This is a genomic window from Tepidisphaeraceae bacterium (assembly GCA_035998445.1).
Taxonomy (GTDB): Bacteria; Planctomycetota; Phycisphaerae; order Tepidisphaerales; family Tepidisphaeraceae; genus DASYHQ01.
The window spans coordinates 72,014-89,776 of sequence record DASYHQ010000051.1 but is presented as its reverse complement, the minus strand read 5'-3'; the positions used below and the strand labels follow the sequence as shown (position 1 = coordinate 89,776).

Sequence of the window (17,763 nt, the reverse complement as noted above, 5' to 3'; positions counted from 1 at the left end):
GCGCCTTGTTACCGCTCGCGCAGCGGGACCGTCCGCCGCTCGCGCGCGCTGCGGGTGGCGGCGTCGACAATCTCCTGCCCGATGCGTGCGATTGCCGGCGACAGTGGCCCCTCAGCCGGCTTGCCGGTTCGCAGGCAATGGACGACGTAGTTGATCGGGTTGTCGTCGGGCGCCACCAGCGTGTCGACCGGCACGTCGTAGCCGGCCTCCTGTTCGCGCGTCTGCACGCGCACGTGGTTCTCGTAATCGTAGCTGGCGATCGTGCCGCGCCGGCCGACCAGCACGAAGCCGCACTTCGGTTGCGGCTGCAACGTCCACGGGTCGGTGAACGTGCCCCAGCGCGTCTCGAACTTGCTCAGGCCACTGCCGGCGATGTCGTAGCGGCAGATGGTGATCGAGTGCTCGTCGACCTCCAGCCCTTCCTGCTGGTCGACCATCGACGTCACCTCGATCGGCGCGCGACCATCCATGTACCACGTGCCCAGCGTCGTGCCGTAGCCCAGGTAGTCCAGCAGGCTGCCGCCGCCGGCTTCCTTGCTGTACCACCAGCTCTTGGCCTTCTCAGCGTTGGCGACGTCCTCGGGCACCACGACCTTGTCGGCGATGTGGCGCAGCGGCCCGCGGTTGCCGTCGTAGTAGTGCACCTGAAGCAGCTCACCGATCGCGCCCTCGTCGACCAACCGCTTGGCGGTGACGTGCGATGGGTACCAGCGCAGCGGCCAGTTGATGAACAGCTGCCGCCCCGTCTTCGCCAGCGCGGCGATCATGCGATCGGCATCGGCGAGCGTCGACGCGAACGGCTTCTCCACCATCACGTGACAACCGAACGCCGCAACCTTCTCCGTCCACTCGGCATGCGCGGCGGTCGACGGGCAGATGATCACCAGGTCCGGCTTCGTGCGCGACAGCATCGCGTGCCAATCTGCATCGTACAGCGACCGCGGGAGCTTCAGTTGATCGAGCACGCCATGCACGCGATTAGGTCGATGGTCGCTTACGCCGACGATCTCCGCATCGGCCGACTCGCTCGCCATGCGCAGCAGATCGCCCATGTGCATGTGATCGAAATTGACGCCAGCGATCTTCAGTTTGCTCATGATTGACTGATCTCCTTATTTCGCCCAATGCTGCGCGATGTACTGGCGCATCTCGGCCGCGATGTCGAACGGGTTGCGATCTTCGGGCTCGTCCTCCCAGCTCAGCACGCCGGTGTAACCGATTGCCTTCAGCTCGCGGATGACGCCCGGAATGTCGACAACGCCGGTGCCTAGCTTCACCGTCTCGTGCCCACCGAGGGCCTTGACGTCCTTCAGGTGCACGTGACGGATGAGGCGGCCCAGCTGGCGAACGGTATCGGGCGCGTCCATGTTCTTCGTGCCCAGCCAGCCGGTATCCAGCGCGACCGCAAAACCATTGGCGCCGTAGTCGACCCGTTGACGGATGGCGTCGATCGAGTCTTCGGGATGGTTCTCGAAGTTGTAGTGGATGCCGGTCGCGCGCATCACCCGCGTCGCGGTCGCCTTATCGCTGCCCCAGTACCCACCGGCGACCGCCGGTATGCCGAGGCGCTTGCAGATGGTCGCCGTCTTGTCGTTCAGCGTGCCGGCCAGCATGGCGGGCTTCAGCTGGTTGTCGCGCAGCGCCTTGGCGAACGCGTCGGCCATCACTTCGTCGGTCTCGCATCGCTCGACCAGCGCGACCCAGACCTCGATCGCGTCGTACCCGCACGCGCGGATGCGCTGGCAGATGTCGTTCCACTCGGCGATGCCGGTGCGCTGAGAAGCCAGTTCGTGCTGTTTGCCCCACTCGGCCAGCTTGAATTGGTAGCCACTGTAGTGGGCGACGAGGTTGGCGCTGTTGAACGCGATCTGAACACTCATGCTTGCTCCTTCTTCGCAAACGAAAACGCGGCCGCCGGTGTGGTGACGAAGACGCGGTGCAGCGATGCGTCCGACACGCCGCGTTGGCGCAATGTCGTGGCGAACGCGCCGATCAGGAACGTCAGCCCCGGCGCGCCACCATAGCGCGACCAGTACGATCGCCGGGCTGCGTCCATGCCGAGCATGATCTGATCGGGGAACTCGTCGAGCAGCGCCAGCAGCAGATCGAGAGTGTGGTTCGGCTGACCCGCCTTCCAGCGGAACGCGCTGTCGTACTCCACGCGCACGCCGGTCGCGAGCAACACGCGGTGATACGCGACGTCATGCTTGCGATCGGTGTGACTGATGACGACGTGACGCAGATCAACACCGTTATCCTGAAACAGCTGAACCTGCTGCATCGCCGCGGTGCCTTGCTCGGTATGCGTCAAGATCGGCGCGCCCGTCAGCCGATGCGCCGCGGCGGCGGCGAGGAAGATGCGGTGTTCATGCTCGTCGATCGCATCCAACCCGCTGGCGACCTTGATGAGGCCAGCGCGGTGCGGCGTCGGCATCCACTCGGGGCCGTTGCCGTCGTTGGCATCGATGCCCTGTTGAATCTCGCGCACGAACAACGTCGTCAGTTGCTCGCTCGTCAGCCGCGTGCACCAGTGGCCGTGACTGTAGTACTTGCGCAGGTGCAACCCTGTCGGGCAAAGGATGTGCACGCCCGATCGCCGCGATGCTTCCGCCAGCTTCACGACGTTGCGACCGCACGCCATGGGCATTGAATCGACCATCGCACTGACGCCGGCGTTGCGCGCATCGGTCAGTTCCGCTGCGCAGCGGTCGACATCGTCCAGCAGAAAGTCCGGCGACTGCTCGGTGGTGTAGCTTTCATCGATGATCAGATGCTCGTGCGCGTAACACGCCCCAAGCTGCTCTGGCGAAATGTCACCGAGCACGGTGCGCACGAACGATGCAGCGGGCGCAACACTCACCGGTTGTGCCTCCATGCATCGGCTGCCGTCTGGGCGACCTTGGTCGGTGTTTCCAGCACCGCGCCCTCGGTTCGCAGCTTGTCGCGCAGCGAAGCCACCGACACCTCGCGCGCGCCACACTTGCCGGTCAGCGACATCGCCGCGGCCGCGCCGGCGGCGTGGCCCATTGCCATCGTCTGGGCCATGCTGCGACAGCTGGCGTGCGCATCGTGCGTCGCGCTGAAGCAGCGGCCCACCACCCACACCTCATCCCGCCCGCGCGGCACGAGCGTGCGGTACGGCACGTCGTACGCCGCCCCGTCCGGCACGTAGGCCCAAGCCGTCTCGTCCTGACCATCCTTCCCTTGGCGATGATCTTCGATCGGCGCACCGCACAGCAGCACGGCGTCGTCAAAGCGGCGCGCGGTCATGCAATCGTCGCGCGTTAAGCGATATTCACCGTACACGCGCCGCGTCTCGCGAAGGCCGATGAACGTCGCCAGCCCACTAAGTCGCGCGTTGGCGTAGCCAGGCACCTGCTCGCGCACGAAACGCTCGTAGGTGATGGCCTGCTCGCGCCCAGTGATCTCGGCGCGCGTCAGGTCGGTCGAATCCATTGGGTTCACGTCTGCCACGCGGGCCGCGACGGTCGAGGCGGAGTTGGGAATCGCCATTGCGTGGAAGCTTCCCTTGCGGCGCGGCAACGGATAGCGATCCAGATCCGCGGCCGCCATCTTCTCGGCCAGCATTTGCTTGCCACCGGCGGCGTTGAACGCGGCAATGTCGACGCCGGCCAAGCGGAACGTGGTTGTAAGCGTTTGCGCCGGTTCCAGGTCGCCGGCCCGTTCGTACTCGATGCCGGCCAGATGGCATAGTTCCGCATCACCGCTGGCGTCGATGAACCGCGTGGCGCGCACGCGCCGCAGCCCGCCACGCGTCGCCAGGACCGCGCCGATCAGTCGGCCGTGCGGGTCCTGTTCGACATCGATCAGCAGCGCATGCAGCAACACATCGACACCCGCAGCGGTCAACAGGCGATCCCAGACGATCTTCAGGATCTCGGGGTTGTAGGTGACGCCGGTGCCAGCGCCGTAGGTGTTCGGCCGCAGGTAGATCGCATCGTGGCTCGCCAGCGCATCGACCACGCGCCCCGCGATGCCGCCGACCACCACGCGCGGCTGCGGGCCGGGCGTGAAGAAGCCATAGAACGTGTCGAGCACGCCTGTGCTCGTGCCACCGGCAAAGCCGTAACGCTCGACCAGCATTACGCGCGCACCACCCTCGGCTGCGGCGATGGCGGCGCAACAACCGGCGCTACCTGCGCCGACGATCAGCACGTCCACCTCGGCCATCAGCGGCACGCGGTCGTGCAGGATCATGCCAGTCGTTGCAGCGGCGCTCACAGGCCCTCCCCGACCGTCGCGTACAGCTTCGCCAGGCGATGCGCATGCTCGTCGTACGCCGACTCGAACAACTGCGTCGCACGTTCCCGCCCCACCACGGCCGCCCCACTGAGCACCTTCGGCGGGTGGCCGGCCCGCGTCAGTCGCGCCGCGACTTCAGCTTTAATGCAGTTGATCAGCAAACATCCGCCCACCGTGCTACCGGGGGCCACGGGCGTGTCGAGCCCTTCGATGTGCACCATCGCGTCGCCGGGCGGCGCGCCGGTGTCCAGCACGAGATCCGAGCAGTCCTGCAGCTTCCGGCCGCGCGCGTCGTTGCTGCGGCTCTTCTCGCTGTGAAGCGTGCTGATGATTGAGACGACCTTCACGCCGCGCTGCTGAAACGCGGCGGCCATTTCGATCGGCACCACGTTGCAGCCGCTGCTGCTGATGACGAGCGCGCTGTCGGCGTCGGTGATCGCGAAGTTGCGCACGATGCGGTCGGCCAGGCCGCTGACGTTCTCCAGGAACATCGCCTGCCGCTGGCCATTGGCGCCAACGACGAGGTTGTGAAACGTCAGCGAAAGCTCGACGATCGGGTTGAAGCCCGGGAAGGATCCGTAGCGCGGCCACATCTCTTCGACCATGATGCGACTGTGCCCGCTGGCGAACACGTGCACCATCCGGCCAGCGAGGATCGTCTTGGCAAACAGGTCGGCCGCCTGCTCGATCAGCGGCTGTTGCGCGCGCACGACTTCGATTAGTTTCGCAGAGGCATCGAGAAAATCGGTTGATGGCTTCATTCGGTTCCTCATCACATTCACGGCACTCGCACCCTTGCTACGCCTCGTCCGGAATCTGCCCCTCGCTGACCGACCAGCCGCCGTCCACCACGATCTGCTGGCCAGTGACGAACTTGCTGCCGTCGCTTAACAGCCAGACGACCGCCGCATCCAGATCTTCGGGCTGACCAATGCGGCCGCCATCGAGCGGCTGCTTGGTGCGGATAAACTCAAGTATGGTCTCGTCACCCGCGGCTCTCTTGGCCATCGGCGTTTCCACCAAGGCCGGAGCAATCACGTTGAAGCGGATGCCGTTGGGCGCGTAGTAGGCCGCGCACGATCGGGCGAAGCCGATCACGGCGCTCTTCGTCGCGGCGTAGGCATGGGTGGCGAAGAACTTGGCCGAAGGATGCGAGCCGAGCACGCTGCCCATCAACAGGATCGACCCGCCATGCCCGCGGCGCAGGAATGCGCTGCAGGCGGCGCGGGCGCTGTTGAAGGCGGTCGTCTGGTTCAGCGCGATGGTCGCGGCCCAACCTTCGTCTGTGATTTCGTGCAGCGGTCCATCGCCCATGCGACGGCCCGACCCGCCCGCGACGTGGTAGAGCGCGTCGAACCGACCGAATCGCTCTTCACACGTGGCGATCAGTTGTGCTGCAGACGCCGGATCGGCCGCATCGGCGGCGATGGCGAGCGCGGCGTCGCGGCCCAAGATCTGCTGCGCCGCGGCCGCGCTGTCTGGGTTGCGACCGGAGACGACCACGCGAGCGCCCTCGCCCGCGCACGCCTTGGCCGCCGACAACCCGAGGCCCGTCGTGCCGCCGACGATCACCACCGCTTTTCCATCCAACGCTGCCATTTGTCCTCAAACGGTAACGAGCCCACGACCATCAAGTCCAGATTGATATTTCACATGATCTGGAAAGTGATATGATAATAGAAGCACTATGGCTCGCCCGCGTACCGCACATGTAGAGCTCGTCAAGCAGAAGCTGATCGCGCGCCTGCGCGATGGCCTGCACCGTGCCGGTGACCGCTTCTTTTCCACCCGGGCGATCGCCAGCCACTACGAGATCAGTTATCAGACCGCCGACCGCTTGCTGCGCGAGTTGGTCGCCGAGGGGCATTTGGAACGACGGCACGGGTCGGGCACGTATCTCTGTGGGGGCGGTCGCGCGTTGGACAGCGTGCAGCTGGTATTCAATCGCCGTGCGAGACGCGCGGGCAGCTTCGGCGCGCGGCTGATGTCGACGATCGAGGAACGGCTTAATCGTAGCGCGATCCGCTACACGCGGCATTATGTGGAACCCGGGGAAGCGGTCAGGCTGGCAGCGAGCGCCTATCCCATCCTCTGGGAATCACCGGACACGGCCGCATCGTTGGCGGCGCAACGGCGGTCGGGCCTGCTGCTGAACGATCGCCCCGCTGCGGGATTGGGGGCGCTGTTGATCGATTCGGTGTCCGTCGACGATGCGCTCGGTGGTGCCTGCGCCGCCGAGTTGATCGGCCAACGGCTGACCAAGCGGTCGCGGGTCGCGGTGCTGGCGGGCCCGTGGGACGACGCACGCAGCGCCATGCGCGTCAGCGGGTTCACCTCGCGCGTGACGCCGGCGTCGGTCATCCACACGACCAGTTGGTTCCGCGAGGATGCGATCGGTCCAGCTCAGGCGGTTCTCGCGACGCGCCCCGATGGCGTCTTTGCCTGTAATGATCGCCTGGCGCAGGCCCTGCTGGAGGCCGCTTCGGAGTCGCGCCTGCGCGTGCCGGTGGTGTTTGGGTTTGACGACGCCCCGGTCGCCGAGGCACTGCACCTGTCGACGATTGCGATTCCGTGGCAAGAGCTGGCCAACACGGTCGCAGCCACCGCGGTCAGGCGCATCGGCGGCGACACCAGCCCGGCGTTCCACCTGTTGCTGTCGCCCCGACCGATCGTGCGTTTGACGTGACGCCTGTTGCGGCCTTTGGGACGACTGCCCACTGCCCGCGGAGCGTTACTCCAGCCGCTTTTGTGTATCGCGACTGCGGACGGCGGCGCGAAGCTGGCGAACGCGGTCAGTCAACCGGCGAACGCGGCCGATGCCCACGGGTTGGCCGGTGTGGTAGGCGATCGCGCGCTGGCCGACGGCCGTCACCTCCAACCAATTCCAGCCAGCGCCAATACCCACGCTGACCAGTGGCAAACCATGGCCCAGGATGGATTTGCCCGTTAGCCGCGTCCCCAGCACTTTGCCGGCAATCTTCGCCAGCGTTTCGAAGCCGCCCTTGCCGGCGGCGCGTTGCACCACCTGCTTGGTGAACCGGCCACCGGCGCGAATGCCGACCTGCCGCAGCGCCTGGCTCACGGCGGCGGGGAAGACGACGGCCAGCACATCGGTGCGGAACTGTTCGGGATCGTCGAGTGACCCCGGATCCAGCAGCGCTGCCACGGTGCCAGCCATGGTGCCCTCGATCGCGAGCATCGCGCCCACATCGGCCAGCGTGGCCGGCAGCATCGTCAGCGGGTTGGATGCGATCCCGGTCACCCCGCCCACGGCCACGCCGCGCTTCCTGGCGATGGCGATCGCCTCCAGCGCCAGCGCCTCGCGCGACGCGTTGGGATCGCGCGTGAGCAGTTCGTGGGCCGCCTGCCGACACGTGTCGATGTCTGGCACCACCCACGCCATCAACCGATCGGCCTGCCCGTTAAGGTATCGCTTCAGCATTGCATAAAACTGTAGCAGTTGGTCGATTCCAAGAGAACGTGCAACCCGCGGGCAGCGCCCCTTTATCAGGACGACTTGAGGCTCTTCATGTCGATCACGAAGCGGTACTTCACGTCGCCCTTCAGCATGCGCTCGTACGCCTCGTTGATCTGCTGGACGGGGATCAGCTCGATGTCCGACACGATGTCGCGCTTCGCGCAATAATCGAGCATCTCCTGCGTCTCTTTGATCCCGCCGATTGCCGAGCCCGCGAGCGACCGGCGCGCCATCAGCAGGTTGAACACGCCCGGCGAGGGGTGCGGATGCTCGGGCGCGCCCACCAGCACCAGCGTGCCGTCTCGCTTCAAGAGCGAGATGAACGGGTCGAGGTTGTGCGACGCCGCCACGGTGCTGACGATCAGATCGAAGCTGCGCGCGTGCCGTTGCATCTCGTCTTCGTTGCGCGAGATGACCACCTCGTCGGCGCCCAGGCGTTTGCCGTCCTCAATCTTCGATGGCGACGTGGTGAACAGAACGGTGTGCGCGCCGAAGGAATGGGCGAACTTCACGCCCATGTGCCCCAGGCCACCCAAGCCGACGATACCGACCTTCTTGCCCGGCCCGGCGTTCCAATGGCGCAGCGGCGAGTAGAGCGTGATGCCTGCGCACAGCAGCGGCGCGACGGCGGCGAGGTCCAGCTTGTCGGACACGTGCAGGACGAACTTCTCCTCGACCACGATGCGCTCGGAGTACCCGCCGTAGGTCGCGGGAGCGGTCTTGTGCGGGTCGGGGGAGTTGTAGGTAAAGACGGTCGCGCCGGTGTCGCAGTACTGCTGCATTCCTTCACTGCAACTGGGGCACGTGCCGCACGAATCGACCATGCATCCCACGGCCGCCAGGTCACCGGGCTTGAAGCCGCTTACCTGCGTGCCGACGCGCGTCACGCGCCCCACGATCTCGTGGCCGGGCACGCAGGGGTACATCGTCGGCCAGGCGTCCCACTCGTTGCGCGCCGTGTGCAGGTCGGAGTGGCACACGCCGCAGAACAGGATGTCGAACTCGACATCGGTCGGGCCCACCTCGCGCCGCGGAATTGTGGCGGCGGCCAACTGCGACCTGGGACCACCGGTCGCGAACGCCTTTACTGTGGCCATTGGACATTCCTCTCGTGAACGTGAACCCCACCGGCGTTTTAGGCGCGCGGCAGAGCTCGATCAAGCGTGTGAGGGAATATCGTTGTGCGCCGTCGCGCGGGGTCGCGCGACGGCGCGGTGGCCGATCGATCAGAAGTGCAGGATCGACATCAGGTTGATCGCGTAATCGAAGTCGCGGTCGTCGGTGATGGGCAGGGTGATGCCGGCCCCGAAGTTGATGCTCTTGTCATCGAAGGGTTGGAACGTCACGCCGGGGCTGACGTAGAGGGCCGCCACGTCTTCGGCGCCGAAGACGGATTCGCCGTGCACTTCGATGAGGGCCTGAAGGCTGGGGGCGACGTGGTAGAGCGTGGAGACGCCGTAGGCGAGCGCGAAGTCTTCCTCGTCGCGTTCCTCGCTGGTCTGGTTCAGCGGGATGCCGACGCCGACCGATCCGATGATCTCGAACTTTTCGTTCCAGTAGCCCAAGCGCGCGAAGGGCTCCAGTTCAACGATGTGGTCGCTGCCGATGCCGGACTCGTCGTCACCGGTCGGCAGGATGACCTCCAGCCCGACGGCCGGCAGCAGGTTGCTGTCCACCCAGGCATAGGAAGCGAACTTGAACGCCAGGATGGCGTCGGCCAAGCCGTTTTCCGATGGGCCCTCTTCCGGGTTCACGAACGCGTACGGCACAACCGCTTCGATGCTGAAGTTTTGCGTGAAGGCGTACTCCCCTTCCAGCTCGGCCACGTGTTCGACACCCTCGCCGGTGTCGGCGAAGCTGTAGTTCACGCGCAGCTTCGTCTCGGGCAACGGCGACTCGATGACGATCGGGTGGCTCAGCCCCACACCGGGATGCGCGTGCCCCGCGTGGTCGTGTGCCCCCGTACCCGCCGGCCGATGGCGATGGCCGTCGCCGTGGGCATGGTCGTGATCGTGCGTGTGATCGTGGCCGTGCTGACCGTGATCGTCGTGGTCGTCGTGCAGGTCTTGCGTCGTCTGCCCGACGGCGGTGGCGTGAACGAGCGCGAGGAGGGCCAATCCGATGTAGCGTCCGTGTTGGGTCATAGGACGCGCGAAGATAGCAGGCACGGCCAACCAATGCAATCCAGTTGCGTTTGTACGCCCGTTGCGAATAGGGACCGTGAGTATGGTGATGACTTACGCCTATCCCACGATTCGCAGCGAGCGAAGCTGGCAGGCGCGCAACGACAGCTGGATCGTTTGGTCGACCGTCTCAATTTTCGCGCCAGTCACCGCATCCAAAACGGTCCCAGCTTGCGGCAGGCGAACCGTCACGTCCGTCTTGTCGGTCAGGCCGACGTTTACGATCACTAAATAGCTACCGTGTTCACGCGCGTCGATCTGACGGACTACGACTTCGTCGTCCGACGCGGCGTTGGATAGCACCGCGCTCGGTAGCGCCGGCAGCGCCAGGAAGTTCGTGTTGAAGTCGCGCACGTATTCGGGGAAGCCGCGGTTGAAGCTGTTGGCGTGCATGTAGCCGATGTACCACGGGTCGCCGAAGGCGACGGCGCGGGCCTCGCTCAGCATGCTGTACATGCGCGACCGTTCCATGTCGGCGACGAAGTAGCCCAGCTCCTTGTGCATCGAATTTTCGTTCAACGGCGCGTGGTGGATCATCGCGCCACCCGATGGCGTGCGGAACGCGTCGAACGCGCGCGGTGAGCCGACCATGTAGGCGCGGTTGAACGGCAGCGTCATCATCACGCCGGGCACGTCCTTGTACCGTTGCGGGTCTGCCTCCGGCACCGAATGCTGCCATTCCCAATCGCCCCACGTGGGCTGCGGGCTGGTGGCGGCGGTCAGGTGCAGGTCGTTGGCAATCACGGCATTGATGTCGATCGCGACGGCCTTGGGGTGGTTCGCGAGGATGCGGCGCCAGGTTTCCACGTCGTCGGTCACCACGCCGATCTTGCCGGCCGGCACCTGTAGGTTTTCGTCAAGGATCGTCATGCCGCCGCGCAACGGCACGCCGGGCTCGGTGCTGTCGGCGGTGAAGAGGACGACAGCATCATCCACGCCCTGCTGGCGGAGGTAGTCGCGCACCTGCAGCAGGAACGCCTTCCGCTGCTCGAACCACCAGGCGCGGTAGCGCTCGTACAACGCCGCGTCGGCCCGCAGTTGATCTCGCGTGATCGGCTGGCCATCGTTGGCCGCATCGGCGAACAGGCCGAGGCAGCGGTCGGAGAAGCTCATCGACAGATGGCTCGGTCGGGTGCGGAACCAGATGCCGACGAACGGCACGACGCCCTTGTGCCGCAGGATCGCGCTGTCGAGCAGCTTGCGCACGTCCTCGAAGGTGTCGGGGTCGGTCACGTCGGCGTTGTACTTCTCGCTCCAGACGATGTGCGTGTACGTGTTGGTGCCGGCGAGCGTGTGGCAGCGCTTCTCGCGGCCGAGGCCATCGATCTTGGAATCGCTGCCGGCGTACTCGGTGTAGGGCAGGACGTCGATGCCGTACTTGGCCAGCATCGCCAATTGATCTGCCCAGCGCGTGGGGAAGCGCGTCTGCCGGTACCAGCGATCACCGGCGTCGTTGCCGCGATAGGTGGTGTCGAACGGCGGATTACCACCGAACTCCAGGATGTCCTTGGCCCAGGTGTTCACGCCCAGCACGCGCATGAGGCGTGCCTTGTGCTCGAACCAGCGAGTCTGGTCCTCCACACCGCGATCGGTCGGGTTGCGGCTGTTGATGATGCCGTCGGACATTTCCTCGCGAAAAAACAGATGCCGTCGCGGCAGGCCGGCGGGCGGAAACTTTACGTCGGCATAAAGTCGATCGACGTCCGCCACCTCGTACAATCTGATGCTAGCGACGGCCGCCCCACCGCCGAGCGGGATGTTCTCGTCGCGAGACTGCGTGACCACCACCCAGAAGCCGTCGGCGGGCGACAGCGGGCGCATACCCTTCTCGTCTTCTGTGCCGCGCTCGTCGGGTTCGATGCCGCGCGGTTGGAAGATTTCGGTGAGGTGTTCGTGCAGGAAGAAGAGTGACCGCTGCGCTTCGAAGCGACCTGTCAGCGGCACACGCAACGACTCGCAATTGTTGTTCGTGTAGGTGTAAAGAACGTCACCGATCGCCTGTCCGGTGTAGACGCCGCGCGCGTACTCTGCGCCACGGTTCTGCACGACGAAAGTGCGCGGCTGGTCTTCCGGATACTCGACCGCCAGCACGTATGCCGCACCCACGCGTAGGCCTTTTCCCTCGCCAAGGCGATACGCAAAGTACTTTGCCGCCCCTTCCACCGGCAGCACACGGCAGGCTTGGCCGAGGATCGTTTCGACGCGACTCGCACCGACAGGGCCTTCGGTGAAGCGATGGGCATCGGTCGTGTCACCGCAGCTTACGCGGTCGATCAGCCGTACGGTGCCGAACAGAGATCCCAGATCGACCGTTGCTCCAAGTGGTTCCGTGGGATTGACTTGCGCCATCGAGAATGTCCTCCGCGTTCTGCCATCACAAGCGGCCAAGTAGGCCGGACGAATCTGCCTCTTGCCATTTTGCCGCCGATTGCGACGATGATATGGACTCAGGGTTCAGTACGTTCCGGGGAGCATAACATGTCGAGCACCGCTACGGGGAAACTCACGTGCAGTGGGTGTGGCAAGTCGTTTCAATGGAAACCGCAATTGGCGGGTAAGCGCGCCAAGTGCAAGTGCGGCACGATCATCAGCGTGCCGGCATCGATGGACGCGCCAGTGCCAGTGGCGGCGCCCAAGGCCGCTGCGCCGCGCGTGGTCGTGCCGGTAACGCCGGCGCCAACCGTTGTCGCCAAACCGGTGAAGACCGCGGCGCCCGTGAAGGTGGCGGCGGCGAAGCCCGCGGGTGACGTTGAACTGGACGACCTGTACGACCTGGCCCCGTCGGGGGGCGGTCACACTTCAACCGAGAACTTCGATCTGTCCGGCGACGAGGTCGCCCCACCGCCCCTAGCGCCGGTCATGGCGCCCGCGTTCGTCGACGGTCCCACGCCACCGCGCCCCGTCGCGCGGCGAGGTGGCGCGGCCGGTAACGGGCAGGCGGTGCTGGGCTACCGCGGCAGGCCGACGGCGGCACAGAAGGATCGCTTCGCGACGTCCAACCTGATCGACATGACGCGCGACGTTTACGCGCCGATCGGCGTCTTCCTCGCCGGCTTCGCGCTGTACGTCGGTTACCACGCGTTCAAATACGAACTGACCGGGACCGGCTTTATGCTGACGTTCCTGGGCCTGGGCATCATGACAGCGTTCAAGGCCGTGCTGCTGATGGTCTTCGCGATGATCGTCGCCAGCCCGCTCGGCGTGAGCTTCGGTGGCATCTGGACCGCCGCCCTGAAGTTCGCCGCGATCGCGGCATTCAGCGATGGCGTAACCACGATCGTGGAAGCCGCTTTGGAATCGGCCGGCGCCAGTGGCATGTCCGGCATCATCTCGTTTCCGATCTCGCTCGGCGTCTACTGGGCGCTGCTGATCTACCTGTTCAGCATGGACTCCGGCGACTCGTGGCTGGTCGTGCTCGTGCTGGCGGTGTTCGACTATATCCTTCGTTGGGCGCTGCTATTCCTGCTGCTCAGCAGCGTCCTCAGTTGGGGCGGCGTGGCCGCGGTGGGCATGGGCACGCTCGGCGGTGGCGGAGCGGGCGGGCCCGGCGCAACGCCCGAGTCCGAAGCGCGTGCGGAGATCCAGGAACTGATCGACTCCAAGCACCTGCACGAGGCCCGCGCCTACGTGGCCAACGGCAAGTCCGGCGTCTACAACGACAAGGTTGAAGCGTGGTACGCCGCCGGTGCCAAGACGGTCTGGTTCGAGACCGGCATGCGCGACATCAACGGCCGGTCCAGCATCGAAGCGGTCGTGATCGAACTGCCCACCGACCCGGCCCAGCGCGCCGCGTGCCACAAGATCGTCGACGATATCGAGCAAGCGCGCAACCCCGACGTACCCGTCACGCCGACCGTTGACGACGGCATGCCGTACCTGCACTTCCCGGTCATCACCGTCTGGTGACCGGCGTTGCGGTGACGATTGGCCGCAGCATCCGCATCACCACGTGCGGATGCGGATGTTGCGGAACGCGACGGGATCCAGGTGGTCCTGCAGGCAGATGTGACCGTTGCGCTCGGCGGCAAATCCCTGCCAATCGGCGAACTTCGTGCCGGTGATGCGCTGCTGCCAGTCGGCCGAGCCCAGCGTGTACGTGCAGACGGTGCGGTCGTTCAGCACGTGCTGCACGTCACCGCCATCGACGATGATCGTCGTCCGGTTCCACGTGCCGATCGGCGCGCTGGCGGGCTCCGTGGGGGCGTAGAGCGCATAGCACGCCCCGGTGTGGCGATCGAGACCGTTACGGGCGTCGCCGTGCCGGTCGTTGTCCAGCAACTGATACTCCGGCCCGGTCATGTACGGCCGGTCGTCCGTCTCGCGCACGTGGTACATAATGCCGCTGTTGCCCCCCTCCTGCAGCCTCCACTCGATGCGAAACTCGAAGTTGCGAAACTGGTCGACGCTGATGATGTCGTGCCCGTACTGCGGGTTCGGCTCGGGGTGGAACATCAGCGCATCGTCGACCACGCGCCAGTGCGGGTAGATCTCCTCCTGCCGGTAGCCGCGCCACCCGGCGGTGGTCCGGCCATCAAACAGCAAGCGAAAGCCCGCGGCGGTCTCGTCGGCAGATAGCGTGTTGGGAGCGTTCATGGGCGGAGATCTTAACGGGCTGGCGGCAGATTGGGGCCATCGCAAATCCGGCTAATGGCGAACGAGCCGCGCGAGCGAGTCATGGCAAGCGCGGAAACCAGTACTGCGATTCATCAACGTTGGTCGACGTCCACAACGGGTTCTCGAGCGTCGCGCGCGTGAAGAACCGGACCGATTGTTCGCTCTGCTCTGGCCGGCCCCGATACGCCCAGAACATCGGCACAAAGGCGCGAGCGCTCTCGGCGCGTGCCGCAAAGTCATGGTGTGGGCCCTGCGGCTTCCCGCGGTAGTAGTCGCTCACGTACTCCCACGCGATCGCCTGCAGCGATGCCGCCGCCTCGCGCGATACTTCCGGCGGATGCGTTGCCCCGACCGGTGACTGCCGTGTGATGCAGGCGTAGGTGACGCAGGCGACGTAGTACCGGCCGAGCATCGTCTGGTGGACATCGTCGGAGAAGAGCGCGTCCATCGTCTGCCGTACCGTGCCGCCGGTCACGCCCTTCACTTTACCGGTGGTTGCGCGATGCACGAGCTCGGCCAATGCGCCCGACGCGGGAAGCGTGGCAAGTCGATCCGGCCGTTTTTCACGGGCCAGCGAGTCGTTGATGCGCGAGACGACCGCTTCCCAGAAGCGCAGCTGCGCGCGCTCGTAGCGCACCCACCCCGCCGGGTCCGCCTTGCTGCTGCCGACGCCCGCCACGTCGGCCCAGGTGGTGAAGAAGTAGCCCTTCACGTCCGGCGAGCCCTCGCGGGCCAGCTCGTAGAAGTGGCGCAACAGCGGCACGGTGTTCTCCCATTGCACGACGCTCAGCGAGTCGTGCCGCTCGGCGACCACCAGGTGCGTGTAGGTCTCGCCACCGATCGTCGCCGGCCGGCGCAGCTCGCGCACGAGGTCGATCGCCTCGCCATCGCGACCGCGGGCCGAGGCATAGCCGGTCCAGGGCTGCCCGACCGGATCGCGCGGGTCGCCACGATGGCCGAGCGTGCGCGTGAAGATCGGCGAGCCGATGCCGTTCTGCCGCTGCCACCCCACCTCGTGCCCACGGCTGGTCGCGATGTCGTGGACCATCTGCCCGATCGGCTCGTCCGTCAGGGAGTGGCCGCTCAGCAGAAAGTCGATGCGCGCCTTCTGCGCGGTCGCGATCGTTGTAATGACCAAGGTCAGGCACAACGCGTACAGGCAGGTGCGAGGTCGAAACATGGCATAACGTTACCATTCCTGCGTTCGTCGAACCATGGCGATCGCGCACGAACCGGGGCGTGGATCAATCAGCTCCCGCTTGCCCCCGTCGCCTCCATCTTGCGCTGCTGGCGGTACGCCTTCGGGCTGACGCCGACGTGCTTCTTAAAACGCAGCGTGAAGTAGAACGGGTTTTCGAAGCCCAATTCGTGGGCGATCTCCTTGATGCTCTTGCCGCTGAGTTCCAGCAACTGCGTGGCGCGGTTGATGCGCTGCGTTTCCACAAACTGCTGCGGCGTGCGGCCGGTCTGCTCGCGGAACAGGTGCGCCAGCCGCGACACCGATAGCCCACCGACCTCGGCCAGGTCTTCGACCGTGTGGCGATCAGCCAGGTGTCGCGCGACGTGTTCCATGGCGTCGCGAATGCGGGCGTCGATCTTGACCTGCTGGGTGAGCGGGTTGACGCCGTCGCACGTCAGTACGATCTCCTCCAGCGCGTTCATGGCCAGGTGCCGGGCATGGCGGTGCGGGCCGACGTAGAGCGCGTTCATGTCGACGAAGCGCTGTCGTACTCGATGGGACACCGCATCGCTGCCGAGGCGAAGGGTCATCAGCCCGGGCGCATCTTCAGGCCATCCCAGCCATTCCAACCACGCCGCCCGCGGGTGAAAGTGAACCCACAGCAGCTCCCACTGCTGCAGCGCCTCCTCGACCCCGTAGTCGTGCAGCGTGCCGGGCCGTAGGAGCGTGACGTCGCCGTGCTTAGCGATCGCGTCGCCGCCAGCATGCCCGAACCGGCCGCGACCGGCGACGGTGTAGATCATCAGCCAGTCGGCGGTGCCGTCGGGCCGATAAGCGTAATAACCGGCACCCTCGCGCAGGTGACCGGGATACAGGTCCGTCACCGTCCGGTGATACGTCACGTCGCGTTCGACCGCTTTGCTGGCCATAGCAGTATATTATATCTTTTTAGCATCCGTCGCTATCACGCGTGGCGATGGTTGATGGCTAAGCTTTGGCCGTTGGTTCATGGTTGCCGCGGGCAACAAGGGCCGGCCGAGCCGGTGCTATGTCGATCGGCCAACAGGAGAATCCGAGATGAACGCTTCCGTGACAACCGAGCGTCCGACCACCGAAATCTTCACGCCCCAGCAGTTGCAGCAGTTCCGTCGCGATGGCTTCATCGCGGCGCGGCAGCTCTTCAGCAGCGCCGAGATCGCCGAGATCCGTGAGACGTTCATGGACGCGGCTAAGGACGGGCCGATCGATGGCCTGAGCGAGATTCGCCGCGGCAAGGTGGACGGCAACAACGGTGGCTACGACCCTGCCGACCCGCTGGCGTTTTACCCGCGCATGATGCATCCCCACCTGCACGACGAGAAGTCCGTGGGCAAGGTGGCGCTGAAGTACCTGCTCGACGCCCGGCTGGAGGCCGCGCTGACGGCCCTTTTGCAGGACGAACCGGTGGCCGTGCAGAGCATGTTCTACTTCAAGCCGCCCGGCGCGCGGGGGCAGGCGCTGCATCAGGACAACTTTTACCTGCGCGTGTCGCCGGGCACATGCATGGCGGCCTGGGTGGCGGTGGACGACGCCGACGAGGAGAACGGCGGCATGATGTGCGTGCCGGAGACCAGCGACCTCGACATCGCCTGCCCGGAGAAGGCTGACCCCGCGCGCTTCTTCACGACCGACCACGTGTCGCCCCCGGCCGGTAAGGAGCCGCAAATCGTGCGGTTGAAGGCCGGTGACGTGCTGTTCTTCAACGGCAGCGTGATCCACGGGTCGAATCCCAACACCAGCAAGGACCGCTTCCGCCGATCGCTGATCTTCCACTACGTACCGCGCAACGCGCAGGAGCTGTCGCATTGGTACAAGCGCCCCCTGACCTTCCGCGGTGAAGTGCTCGAGATCGCCCAAGCGACCGGTGGTGGGCCGTGCGGCACGCTGGAAGCCAGCATGGGCGCGGTTCACTAGACGCTGCTTTCGAGCCGCAATGTGATGATGCAGGGGCAGGCCTCCGGGCCTGCCCTTTTTGCTTTCAGCAAGTGAAGCGAACGGATCATGGG

16 protein-coding genes are annotated in these 17,763 nt (G+C 65.6%); 3 read left to right on the top strand and 13 right to left on the bottom strand.

Annotation, left to right across the window (positions count from 1 at the left end; translation table 11 throughout):
- Positions 1 to 8: 8 nt before the first annotated feature.
- The 6 genes from VGN72_19430 to VGN72_19405 are packed head-to-tail and all read right to left on the bottom strand — an operon-like array spanning position 9 to position 5,838.
- Positions 9 to 1,097 (bottom strand): Gfo/Idh/MocA family oxidoreductase, encoded by a 1,089-nt coding sequence (locus VGN72_19430; GenBank protein HEV7301545.1) that lies wholly within the window; start codon positions 1,095 to 1,097, stop codon positions 9 to 11.
- Between the two features lie 15 nt (positions 1,098 to 1,112).
- Entirely contained in the window at positions 1,113 to 1,880 is a 768-nt protein-coding gene (locus VGN72_19425) for a sugar phosphate isomerase/epimerase family protein (GenBank protein ID HEV7301544.1), read from the bottom strand.
- Positions 1,877 to 2,860, bottom strand: a complete 984-nt coding sequence (locus VGN72_19420) for a hypothetical protein (GenBank protein ID HEV7301543.1) — start codon at positions 2,858 to 2,860, stop codon at positions 1,877 to 1,879. Before VGN72_19420 ends, VGN72_19425 begins: the two co-directional genes overlap by 4 nt.
- Positions 2,857 to 4,242 carry an FAD-dependent oxidoreductase gene (locus VGN72_19415; protein ID HEV7301542.1) on the bottom strand — a complete coding sequence of 462 codons (1,386 nt, stop codon included), beginning with the start codon at positions 4,240 to 4,242 and terminating at the stop codon, positions 2,857 to 2,859. The genes VGN72_19420 and VGN72_19415 overlap by 4 nt, the downstream gene beginning before the upstream one ends.
- Entirely contained in the window at positions 4,239 to 5,024 is a 786-nt protein-coding gene (locus tag VGN72_19410) for an SIS domain-containing protein (protein HEV7301541.1), read from the bottom strand. The genes VGN72_19415 and VGN72_19410 overlap by 4 nt, the downstream gene beginning before the upstream one ends.
- Positions 5,025 to 5,061: 37 nt before the next feature.
- On the bottom strand, positions 5,062 to 5,838 hold the full coding sequence (locus VGN72_19405; protein HEV7301540.1) for an SDR family oxidoreductase: 777 nt from the start codon (positions 5,836 to 5,838) through the stop codon (positions 5,062 to 5,064).
- Between the two features lie 112 nt (positions 5,839 to 5,950).
- On the opposite strand from VGN72_19405, the gene VGN72_19400 reads away from it, so the two are divergent.
- Entirely contained in the window at positions 5,951 to 6,949 is a 999-nt protein-coding gene (locus tag VGN72_19400; GenBank protein ID HEV7301539.1) for a substrate-binding domain-containing protein, read from the top strand.
- Between the two features lie 45 nt (positions 6,950 to 6,994).
- Here VGN72_19400 and VGN72_19395 read toward each other — a convergent pair whose 3' ends face one another.
- The 4 genes from VGN72_19395 to VGN72_19380 form a co-directional block, all read right to left on the bottom strand.
- Positions 6,995 to 7,705 carry a hypothetical protein gene (locus VGN72_19395; protein ID HEV7301538.1) on the bottom strand — a complete coding sequence of 237 codons (711 nt, stop codon included), beginning with the start codon at positions 7,703 to 7,705 and terminating at the stop codon, positions 6,995 to 6,997.
- A gap of 65 nt (positions 7,706 to 7,770) precedes the next feature.
- Positions 7,771 to 8,838, bottom strand: a complete 1,068-nt coding sequence (locus VGN72_19390) for an NAD(P)-dependent alcohol dehydrogenase (GenBank protein HEV7301537.1) — start codon at positions 8,836 to 8,838, stop codon at positions 7,771 to 7,773.
- 129 nt (positions 8,839 to 8,967) lie between these two features.
- Positions 8,968 to 9,885, bottom strand: a complete 918-nt coding sequence (locus tag VGN72_19385; protein HEV7301536.1) for a transporter — start codon at positions 9,883 to 9,885, stop codon at positions 8,968 to 8,970.
- 99 nt (positions 9,886 to 9,984) lie between these two features.
- Positions 9,985 to 12,273: a hypothetical protein gene (locus VGN72_19380; GenBank protein HEV7301535.1), complete on the bottom strand. Its 2,289-nt coding sequence runs from the start codon at positions 12,271 to 12,273 to the stop codon at positions 9,985 to 9,987.
- A 129-nt stretch (positions 12,274 to 12,402) separates the two neighbouring features.
- On the opposite strand from VGN72_19380, the gene VGN72_19375 reads away from it, so the two are divergent.
- Positions 12,403 to 13,830, top strand: coding sequence for a hypothetical protein (locus VGN72_19375; GenBank protein HEV7301534.1), 1,428 nt, complete (start codon positions 12,403 to 12,405; stop codon positions 13,828 to 13,830).
- A gap of 36 nt (positions 13,831 to 13,866) precedes the next feature.
- On the opposite strand, the gene VGN72_19370 is transcribed toward VGN72_19375, so the two are convergent.
- From VGN72_19370 to araC, 3 genes are all read right to left on the bottom strand, one after another.
- The gene (locus VGN72_19370) at positions 13,867 to 14,517 is read right to left on the bottom strand and encodes a DUF1080 domain-containing protein (GenBank protein ID HEV7301533.1); all 651 of its coding nucleotides are present in this window, start codon (positions 14,515 to 14,517) and stop codon (positions 13,867 to 13,869) included.
- A 79-nt stretch (positions 14,518 to 14,596) separates the two neighbouring features.
- Complete coding sequence (locus tag VGN72_19365) at positions 14,597 to 15,718, bottom strand: hypothetical protein (protein ID HEV7301532.1); 1,122 nt, start codon at positions 15,716 to 15,718, stop codon at positions 14,597 to 14,599.
- A 68-nt stretch (positions 15,719 to 15,786) separates the two neighbouring features.
- Positions 15,787 to 16,647, bottom strand: coding sequence for an arabinose operon transcriptional regulator AraC (araC, locus tag VGN72_19360; GenBank protein HEV7301531.1), 861 nt, complete (start codon positions 16,645 to 16,647; stop codon positions 15,787 to 15,789).
- Positions 16,648 to 16,795: 148 nt separating this feature from the next.
- Here araC and VGN72_19355 point away from each other — a divergent pair, with 148 nt between their 5' ends.
- The gene (locus tag VGN72_19355) at positions 16,796 to 17,671 is read left to right on the top strand and encodes a phytanoyl-CoA dioxygenase family protein (protein ID HEV7301530.1); all 876 of its coding nucleotides are present in this window, start codon (positions 16,796 to 16,798) and stop codon (positions 17,669 to 17,671) included.
- Positions 17,672 to 17,763: the final 92 nt, after the last annotated feature.

What these genes read in the sequence shown, in the direction of transcription:
- VGN72_19395 (HEV7301538.1), bottom strand. Translation starts at nt 7,705, where the DNA reads ATGCTGAAGCGATACCTTAACGGGCAGGCCGATCGGTTGATGGCGTGG.
- VGN72_19355 (HEV7301530.1), top strand. Translation starts at nt 16,796, where the DNA reads ATGAACGCTTCCGTGACAACCGAGCGTCCGACCACCGAAATCTTCACG.
- VGN72_19365 (HEV7301532.1), bottom strand. Translation starts at nt 15,718, where the DNA reads ATGTTTCGACCTCGCACCTGCCTGTACGCGTTGTGCCTGACCTTGGTC.
- VGN72_19410 (HEV7301541.1), bottom strand. Translation starts at nt 5,024, where the DNA reads ATGAAGCCATCAACCGATTTTCTCGATGCCTCTGCGAAACTAATCGAA.
- VGN72_19425 (HEV7301544.1), bottom strand. Translation starts at nt 1,880, where the DNA reads ATGAGTGTTCAGATCGCGTTCAACAGCGCCAACCTCGTCGCCCACTAC.
- araC (HEV7301531.1), bottom strand. Translation starts at nt 16,647, where the DNA reads ATGGCCAGCAAAGCGGTCGAACGCGACGTGACGTATCACCGGACGGTG.
- VGN72_19375 (HEV7301534.1), top strand. Translation starts at nt 12,403, where the DNA reads ATGTCGAGCACCGCTACGGGGAAACTCACGTGCAGTGGGTGTGGCAAG.
- VGN72_19390 (HEV7301537.1), bottom strand. Translation starts at nt 8,838, where the DNA reads ATGGCCACAGTAAAGGCGTTCGCGACCGGTGGTCCCAGGTCGCAGTTG.
- VGN72_19370 (HEV7301533.1), bottom strand. Translation starts at nt 14,517, where the DNA reads ATGAACGCTCCCAACACGCTATCTGCCGACGAGACCGCCGCGGGCTTT.
- VGN72_19430 (HEV7301545.1), bottom strand. Translation starts at nt 1,097, where the DNA reads ATGAGCAAACTGAAGATCGCTGGCGTCAATTTCGATCACATGCACATG.
- VGN72_19385 (HEV7301536.1), bottom strand. Translation starts at nt 9,885, where the DNA reads ATGACCCAACACGGACGCTACATCGGATTGGCCCTCCTCGCGCTCGTT.
- VGN72_19400 (HEV7301539.1), top strand. Translation starts at nt 5,951, where the DNA reads ATGGCTCGCCCGCGTACCGCACATGTAGAGCTCGTCAAGCAGAAGCTG.
- VGN72_19380 (HEV7301535.1), bottom strand. Translation starts at nt 12,273, where the DNA reads ATGGCGCAAGTCAATCCCACGGAACCACTTGGAGCAACGGTCGATCTG.